The organism is Chromatium okenii, assembly GCF_016583745.1.
GTDB classification, from domain to species: Bacteria; Pseudomonadota; Gammaproteobacteria; order Chromatiales; family Chromatiaceae; genus Chromatium; species Chromatium okenii.
The window spans coordinates 1-672 of record NZ_NRRQ01000120.1 but is presented as its reverse complement, the minus strand read 5'-3'; the positions used below and the strand labels follow the sequence as shown (position 1 = coordinate 672).

General features: G+C 41.2%; 1 protein-coding gene. It reads left to right on the top strand.

Going from position 1 to position 672, the window contains the following annotated elements; genetic code table 11:
* Window positions 1-460: transposase (locus CKO12_RS14450; RefSeq protein ID WP_200155409.1), on the top strand; the 460-nt coding region annotated here is incomplete at its 5' end.
* Between the last annotated feature and the right edge of the window lie 212 nt (window positions 461-672).

Genomic DNA, 672 nt, shown 5'->3' with positions numbered 1-672 from the left:
GACGCAGCTCAAATCAAACCGGCAAGTTGATCCAGACCGAACCGGAAACAGAGCGATTAGAGATGTTCATCTTTCTTCTGAGGGAGAAATTGTTCACCTAAAAGGTTATGGCTTAGTAAAAGCATTCCGGATCGTTTCCAAAAACGGTGACACGGAATACTGGGCGACTAATGATTTTTTAATGTCAAATTTGATGCGCAAAAGTTTGGCTGAAAAAAGATGGATGATTGAAGTTTATCATCACGATCTCAAACAAAACTGCGGTGTGGAACGCTGTCAAGCGCGTTCAGCAATTTCTCAACGCAATCATATTGGTCTTGCAATTCGTGCTTTCATACTTTTGGAACGCTACTTCTATCGAACTGGAATAAGCATTATGGAAGCAAAAAATAAGATCGTGCGCAGTGCCGTGCGATTTTATTTATCAGCACCATTGTATGGCTTGTTCGCAACTGCGTAACTCCTAGAGTCTTAACAGGGACTTTAGTCGGCACTCACTGCCAAGATCAAGGCAAATTTCTCAACTGTGCAACAGTTAGTGATGGCATATAGTCGATCCAACATAAAATGATTACAAATGACAGGCAAACAAAGCATCAACTGAGCAATGGTTCCTTTTACGAATCGCTTTTGCTTTTGCCCAATAGTTTTCAATCGGATTTAAGTCAGGTG